Raw genomic sequence first — 7,153 nt, forward strand, 5'->3', positions numbered from 1 at the left:
CCGAACCTCAGGCGAAGTCGCGGCTCAGTTCGGCGCGGGTGGCGGGGGAAAGCCCCGCCATGTGGCTGTACTGATCGTGGCTGCAGCCGATCACGATCTGGGTGGCCGGATCGCGGAACACCGCGATGTGCTCGGGCTTCAAGGCGAAGCGGACGAAGTGCACCGACGAGGTCTTGCCGTCGTCGCGGGTGCGCTCCACGTCGCCTTCCGGAACGGCCATCACCCGCTCGGCGCCCACCTGCAGGAAGAAGCAGTCCTCCACCCCGCCCAGGCGCGCCAGCAGCGCCTCGCGGCGGACCGGATCGTCGATCTCGAACATCACCGTGGCCACCAGCTCCGAGCCCTGCGGGATCAGCGGGTTGTAGGCCGCCAGCTCGTCGGGCACCTGCTCGGCGCCGCCCTTCTCGATCAGCAGCATCTCCTGCACCTGGAAAAGCATGGTGTCATAGCTCTCGAAGTAGAAGGTGCAGACCGGGCCCAGCGCGATCCGGCGCAGCCGCTTGGTGGGCAGCAGTTCGGCGCGCCATTCCTTGCGGCGGCGGGCGAACTCGGCGTCGGGGATCAGGTCGTCGGGCGTGATGGTGCGGGCGGCGGCCGGCATCAGATGACTCCGTAGGCGGCGGCGAAGATCTCGATCGGATGGGCCTCGCGGGTCGGCGCGCCCGCCTCGCCCTCGACGAGCTGGCCCAGGTGCTTGCACGCCAACGGGCAATCCGAGCAGAGGGTTCCGTTGGCCTTCTGCGTCACCTGGCGCGCGGCGGGCCGGCCCACCTTGATCGCCATGGGCCGGGTTTCCTTCATCACCCCGAAGGTGCCGCCGTGGCCCGAGCAGCGCTCGACGATATCCACCTTGGTGTCGGGGATCAGGCGCAGCATCTCGGCCGACTTGGCGCCCATGTTCTGCGCCCGCGCGTGGCAGGCGTGGTGGAAGGTGACGCCGCCCTCGACCGGCTTCAGGCCCTCCACGAGGCCGAAGGTCTTGGACAGCTCGACCACATATTCGGCCACGTCCTTGGTCGCCGCCGACAACCGGCCCACCGCATGGTCGCCGGGCAGGATCAGCGGCCACTCGAACTTCATCATCAGGCCGCAAGAGGCGGTCAGCGCCACCACCTCGTAGCCGTCGTCGATATAGGGCGCGAAGGCCGCGGCCGTGCGGCGCGCCTTGCCAGCCACGTCGTCCAGGTCGCCGGCCTCGAGCTGCGGCATGCCGCAGCATTCGGGATAGACCAGCTTCACCTCGCAGCCCTGCAGCGCCAGCACCTTGGCGGCGGCGACCGCCGTGTCGGGGGCGTTGTAGTCGACGAAGCAGGTCGCATAGAGCGCCACCTTGCGCTGGCCGAAGGCGGGGCCCTGCGGATTGGGCGCCAGCGGGTCGCGCAGCCGGTCGGTGGCGGTGCGGCCGTGGTACTTGGGCAGCTCGGCCTCGGCGTCGATGCCGGCGACCGCCTCCATGAACTTGCGCAGCGGCGTGTTCTTGCGCGCGGTGGCCCAGTTGGCGAGGCCGGCCACGGGCTTGGCCAGCTTTCCGTTGCGGTCGGTCTTGCCCAGCTCCTCGCGCACGAAGTCCTTCTCGCCCGCCCGCCGCTTGGCGGCGCGGTAGCGCAGGATCAGGTGGGGGAAGTCCAGGTCGAACTCGTGCGGCGGCACGTAGGGGCACTTGGTCAGGAAGCACATGTCGCAGAGCGTGCAGGCCTCGGCGACCTTGGCGTAGTCCTTCTTGTCGACACCATCGAGCTCGCCCGTCGGGCTCTCGTCGACCATGTCGAACAGCTTGGGGAAGCTGTCGCACAGATTGAAGCAGCGCCGGCAGCCGTGACAGATGTCGAACACCCGCTCCATCTCGGCCTCGACTTTCGCGAGGTCGTAATAGTCGGGGTCCTGCCAGGCGATCGGGCGACGGAATGGCGCGTCGAGGCTGCCCTCGCGCGGCGGCGCTTTGGAATCTTCGCTCATGGTCGAGGCGTCATCCCGGACGGCCGCGGGCCGTCCGGAACGCGTTCTTCGATCTTACTGGTCGAGCGTGTCGAGGGCGCGCTGGAAGCGGCCGGCGTGGCTCTTCTCGGCCTTCGCCAGGGTCTCGAACCAGTCGGCGATCTCGTCGTAGCCTTCCTCGCGGGCCGTGCGCGCCATGCCCGGGTACATGTCGGTGTACTCGTGCGTCTCGCCGGCGATCGCGGCCTTCAGGTTGTCGGAGGTCGAGCCGATCGGCAGGCCGGTGGCGGGGTCGCCGACGCCTTCCATGAATTCCAGGTGGCCGTGGGCGTGGCCGGTCTCGCCTTCGGCCGTCGAGCGGAACACCGCGGCGACGTCGTTGTAGCCTTCCACGTCGGCCTTCTGGGCGAAGTAGAGATAGCGGCGGTTCGCCTGGCTCTCGCCGGCGAAGGCGGCCTTGAGGTTCTCGATGGTTTTGCTGCTCGCAAGCGACATGGTGCTCTCCTATGGGCGGCGGCCCCGGTTCCCACGGCGCCGCGCGGCGGCGACTATGGACGGACCCGGTCATCGATCAAGATGATATCCTCTATGGCGAGGATCGATCCGCTCTATGGCGCCGCCGCGCGCTCCACGCCTCATTCGAGGCCGCTCGTCCCGGCGATGGCCGGAACCCAGATGGAAGGCTTCTGAAGCGGGTCTGGAGGCTCGGAGGCCGTCCAGGCCGCCGCCGGCGAATCCTTGAATGGATGTGACGTGTTGACGCGGTTAACGGCGTAGTCAGGATTCATTTACCGATAACACGATACGAGATCAGATAATATTTCAGTAGAAGCAATAAAAAATGGCCAAATGTGTCCGTAATTCAATCAGGACGGCCAACTTGAGATAATAAATTTCCCGCGATTTAGAGCATTAATTTTAAACCTAGGGTTTCATTTACTCAGACTTAACAGAAATTCCAGACAATGTAAGTCGCAAATTGGGCTTCGTTGTTCTCTGAACTTCTGTGTTTGAGGTGCCCGCGTGGCGTTATCTGGATCCCATGAGGTCGAACTCTCCGGAGATTTGACCATTCGATCGATCGCGGAAGTCCATGCGGCGCTCTCCGGCGCGCTCGAGGCGCACGATGCGGTCGTCGCGCAGATCGACGCCGGCGCCGAGGTGGATCTGACCTTCGCACAACTGCTTGTATCCGCGCGCTGCACGGCGCTGGCCGCGGGCAAGACGCTCGCGTTGGCCCAGCCTGCAGCGGGACAGCTTCTCGAAATTCTCAATCGCGGCGGCTTCCTGGCGGACGCCAACTCGGAGAGCCGCGGCTTTTGGTTGGCGCAACCGGGGTTCCAGTGATGACATCCATTTTGACCGTAGATGACTCCGCGAGCATCCGGCAGGCGATCAAGATCGCCCTGTCTGGCGAAGGTCACAGCGTGGTGGAAGCCGGCAACGGCGCCGAAGGCGTGGCCAAGGCCGACGCCGGAGCCTTCTCCCTGATTATCACCGACCTGAACATGCCGGTGATGGACGGGCTGACCATGATCCGACAGCTGCGCGCCAAGCCCGCGCACGCCGGCGTGCCGATCATTTTCCTGACCACCGAGAGCGATGCGGACATCAAGGCGCAGGCCAAGGCGGCCGGCGCCACGGGCTGGCTCACCAAGCCGTTCGATCCCGAACAACTCGTGCGCATCGTCAAGAAGGTGCTGGCGTCGTGAGTTTGGATGATCCGGTCGAGACCTTCCGCCAGGAGGCCCGCGATCTTCTGGAGCAGATCGAGACCGATCTCCTGGACATGGAGCATCGGCCCGGCGACCGGGCGCTGGTGGACGCGGTGTTCCGTGGACTGCACACCCTGAAGGGCTCCGGCGCCATGTTCGGCTTCGAAGCTCTGGCCGCCTTCACCCACCATTGCGAGACCGCCTTCGACCGGGTGCGCAAGGGTGAGGTCGCGGCCACGCCGGAACTGGTCTCGGCGGTGTTGGCCGCCCAGGACCACATGCGCGCGCTGGCTGAAGGCGGCGAGGCGTCGCAAGCCGAGGGCGAGGCCTTGCTGGCCGCTCTGCGCCGGGCGGTCGAGGGCGAGGGCGCCGCTCCGGTGACTGCGCCGGAGGCGGCCGCTGCGACGGTTTGGAATATCCGGATCAAGCTGCCGGCCGACGCCCTGGTGAACGGCACGCGCCCGCTGCCGCTGCTGGACGAATTGCGCGGCCTCGGCCCGTGCGAGGTCAGCGCGATCATCGACGAGGTGCCGACCCTGGAGGCCCTCACGCCCGCCGAGTGCCATCTGGGCTGGAACGTGGTCCTGACCACCGAACATCCCAGGAGCGCCATCGAGGACGTCTTCATCTTCGTCATCGATGAGATGATCCTGGAAATCGAAGAAGTGGCGGGTGCGGGCGCAGAGAACGACGCGCCAGCCCTGGCCGAAGACGCGCCGCCGCCGGTCGAAATCGCCGCGCGCGCCGTCAAGGAGCCGGCGGCCGAGGCGAAAGCCTCCCGCGGCGGCGACACCGTGCGCGTGCCGGCCGAACGGCTGGACGAGCTGATGGACCGGGTCGGCGAGCTGGTGATCGCCCAGTCGCGCCTTGAGCAGGTGGCCGCAAACAGCGCCGAACCCAGCCTGCGGGCCGTCTCCGAGGAGATCGAGCGGCTGGCCGCCGAGCTGCGCAACACGATGATGGTGGTGCGCATGGTGCCCATCGCCCAGCTTTTCGGCCGCTTCCGGCGGCTGATCCACGACCTGGCCCGCGACACCGGCAAGGCTATCGAGTTCATCACCGAAGGCGAGACGACCGAGCTCGACAAGACGGTGATCGAGCGCCTTGCCGACCCCCTGATTCACCTGATCCGCAACGCCGCCGACCACGGCCTGGAGACGCCGGAGGCGCGCGCCGCCGCCGGCAAGGCGAAAACCGGAGTGATCACGCTGGCCGCGCGCCAGGCGGGCGCAGAGGTGGTCATCACCATTGCCGACGACGGTCAGGGGATCGACCGGGATCGCGTGCGGCGCAAGGCCGAGGACGCAGGTCTGGTCGCTCCGGGCGCCACGGTTTCCGATCAGGAACTCCTGCAGTTCATCTTCCACCCCGGCTTCTCGACCGCCCAGGCGGTGACGAACCTTTCGGGGCGCGGGGTCGGCATGGACGTGGTCAAGCGGACCATCGAGGGCCTGCGCGGCTCCATCGAGGTGACCAGCCAGCCGGGCGAGGGCTCGACGATCTCGCTGCGCATCCCGCTGACCCTGGCCATCATCGACGGGCTGCTCGTTCGGGTGGGCCAGGGCCGCTACGTGATCCCGCTGGGCGCTGTGGAGGAATGCGTCGAGCTGTCGGTCGAGCAGGACCTGCGCTCCACCGGACGCAGCCTGATGACCCTGCGCGATCGGCTGGTGCCGTTCATCCGCCTGCGCGAGCTGTTCGCCACGGGCATGGCGCCCGATCCGCACCAGAAGGTGGTCGTCGTCTCCACCGGCCAGGAGCGCGTGGGCCTGGTGGTCGACCAGATCCTTGGCGACCACCAGACGGTCATCAAGTCGCTGTCGGGCTTCCACGCGGACGTGGCGACGTTCTCCGGGGCCACGATCCTGGGCGACGGCGGCGTCGCCCTGATCCTGGACGTGTCCCATCTGGTCGCCGCGGGCCAGCGCCAGGACGCGCAGATGCGGGCGGCGGGCTGAGATGGGCGAGGTGGCGAACATGACCGCTGAAGCGCAGGCCGGGGCCTTGCAGGTCCTGACCTTCGACCTGCACGGCGAGACCTTCGCCCTGGAGGCCGGACTGGTTCAGGAAGTGCTGGACCTGACGCCCGAGACGGGCGTGCCGGGCGCCGCGCCCTTCGTGGCCGCGGTGATCAACTTCCGCGGCCGGGTGATCCCGCTGGCGGATCTGCGCCTGGCTTTCGGCCTGGAGCGCGGCGAGACGACGCTCGACAGCCGGATCGTGGTTATCGAGCACAACCTGGACGGCGAGCCCGCGCTCATCGGCCTGCGGGCCGACAAGGTCCACGAGGTGACCTCGATCGAGATCGCCGACACCGAGGACGCGCCGCGCGTGGGCTTGCGCTGGCGCACCGACTTCATCCGCTGCCTGGCCCGCCGGGGGGACGACCTGATCGTCGTGCCGGATCTCGAGCAGATTTTTGAAACACGCGGCGGCGCTCGTGGCGCGGTCGTGCACCTGACACAGAGCTGAGCCCGGGGGGCGTCATGCGTTTCACCATCAAACTGAAGTTGAGCCTGGCCTTCGCCGCCGTCATCGCGCTGCTGATCGCGGCCGCGGCCTTCGGCGTCACGAGCCTGGGCTCCGCGAACCGCGAGACCGACGCGCTGGTCAACGGCCCGGTGGCCCGCCTGCGCGCGGCCCAGCAACTGAACATCCACCTGCTGAACGTCGTGCGGCACGAGAAGAACATCGTGACCGCGGAGGAGACCGCGCGGCGCCGTGAGCTGGAAGCCACGGTCGACCGGGAGCGGGCCGCCTTCGATACGCTGCTGACCAAGACCAAGACCATCGCCACGCCGGAAGGCCGCGCCAAGTGGGAGTCCCTGGGCGAGGCCTGGTCGCGGCTGATGGACACGCACACGCAGGTCTATGACCTGGCCCAGGCCGGTCGCGGCGCCGAAGCGGCGGCGCTCTCGTCGGGCGAGGGCAAGCAGGACGTCGAGCGCGCTTCGGCCATCGTCGCCGAGATCGTCGCCCTGTCCGAAGACCAGGTGGCCACGGCCGGCGAGAAGGCCGACGCCGACTTCGAGGCGACCCGCAACCTGCTGATCACGCTCTCTGCGATCTCGCTGCTGCTGGCGGCGGGCGCGGCGGTGTGGATCTCGATGACCGTCAGCCGGGGGCTGGCCAAGATCGCGACCATGGCGCAGGCGGTGTCGATCGGCGACCTGAACCACACGGTGACGATCAACGCCAACGACGAGATCAAGGACGTGATCGACACGGTCAACGTGATGACCGCCAACCTGCGCGCCACCGTCGCGCTGGCCGACTCGATCGCCGACGGCGACCTGACGGTGGCTCCCAAGCCGCTGTCGGACAAGGACACGCTGGGCCTGGCGCTGGAGCGCATGGTGGAGCGTCTTCGTGGTGTTGTGGCGGATGCGATCTCGGCTTCGGAGAACGTGTCGTCGGGCAGCCAGGAGCTGTCGGCGGCCTCGGAACAGGTGAGCCAGGGCGCGACCGAACAGGCGTCGGCCGCCGAAGAGGCCTCGGCCTCG

The 7,153-nt window shown here is 67.9% G+C and carries 8 protein-coding genes; 5 read left to right on the plus strand and 3 right to left on the minus strand.

Annotated features, from left to right (window positions below):
- Positions 1-7: 7 nt before the first annotated feature.
- The 3 genes from GC203_RS18010 to GC203_RS18020 are packed head-to-tail and all read right to left on the minus strand — an operon-like array spanning position 8 to position 2,430.
- A complete protein-coding gene (locus tag GC203_RS18010; protein ID WP_293457527.1) occupies positions 8-601 on the minus strand; it encodes a DUF3501 family protein in 594 nt (197 codons plus the stop codon).
- Positions 601-1,956 (minus strand): heterodisulfide reductase-related iron-sulfur binding cluster, encoded by a 1,356-nt coding sequence (locus GC203_RS18015; RefSeq protein ID WP_293457528.1) that lies wholly within the window; start codon positions 1,954-1,956, stop codon positions 601-603. Before GC203_RS18015 ends, GC203_RS18010 begins: the two co-directional genes overlap by 1 nt.
- Before the next feature lie 54 nt (positions 1,957-2,010).
- Positions 2,011-2,430, minus strand: a complete 420-nt coding sequence (locus GC203_RS18020) for a rubrerythrin family protein (protein WP_293457529.1) — start codon at positions 2,428-2,430, stop codon at positions 2,011-2,013.
- A gap of 528 nt (positions 2,431-2,958) precedes the next feature.
- Here GC203_RS18020 and GC203_RS18025 point away from each other — a divergent pair.
- From GC203_RS18025 to GC203_RS18045, 5 genes are all read left to right on the plus strand, one after another.
- Positions 2,959-3,282: an STAS domain-containing protein gene (locus GC203_RS18025; protein WP_293457530.1), complete on the plus strand. Its 324-nt coding sequence runs from the start codon at positions 2,959-2,961 to the stop codon at positions 3,280-3,282.
- Positions 3,255-3,647 (plus strand): response regulator, encoded by a 393-nt coding sequence (locus GC203_RS18030; protein WP_293457532.1) that lies wholly within the window; start codon positions 3,255-3,257, stop codon positions 3,645-3,647. Before GC203_RS18025 ends, GC203_RS18030 begins: the two co-directional genes overlap by 28 nt.
- A complete protein-coding gene (locus GC203_RS18035) occupies positions 3,644-5,608 on the plus strand; it encodes a chemotaxis protein CheA (RefSeq protein ID WP_293457534.1) in 1,965 nt (654 codons plus the stop codon). Before GC203_RS18030 ends, GC203_RS18035 begins: the two co-directional genes overlap by 4 nt.
- Before the next feature lies 1 nt (position 5,609).
- Positions 5,610-6,122, plus strand: coding sequence for a chemotaxis protein CheW (locus tag GC203_RS18040; protein ID WP_293457536.1), 513 nt, complete (start codon positions 5,610-5,612; stop codon positions 6,120-6,122).
- A 14-nt stretch (positions 6,123-6,136) separates the two neighbouring features.
- A partial coding sequence (locus GC203_RS18045; protein ID WP_293457538.1) for an MCP four helix bundle domain-containing protein occupies positions 6,137-7,153 on the plus strand: 1,017 nt, incomplete at its 3' end.

It is taken from the genome of Phenylobacterium sp. (assembly GCF_016124325.1).
Taxonomy (GTDB): Bacteria; Pseudomonadota; Alphaproteobacteria; order Caulobacterales; family Caulobacteraceae; genus Phenylobacterium.

Bases quoted from the DNA above. Each gene is read 5' to 3' on its own strand.
- GC203_RS18010 (WP_293457527.1), bottom strand. From the start codon at position 601: ATGCCGGCCGCCGCCCGCACCATCACGCCCGACGACCTGATCCCCGAC.
- GC203_RS18015 (WP_293457528.1), bottom strand. From the start codon at position 1,956: ATGAGCGAAGATTCCAAAGCGCCGCCGCGCGAGGGCAGCCTCGACGCG.
- GC203_RS18020 (WP_293457529.1), bottom strand. From the start codon at position 2,430: ATGTCGCTTGCGAGCAGCAAAACCATCGAGAACCTCAAGGCCGCCTTC.
- GC203_RS18040 (WP_293457536.1), top strand. From the start codon at position 5,610: ATGGGCGAGGTGGCGAACATGACCGCTGAAGCGCAGGCCGGGGCCTTG.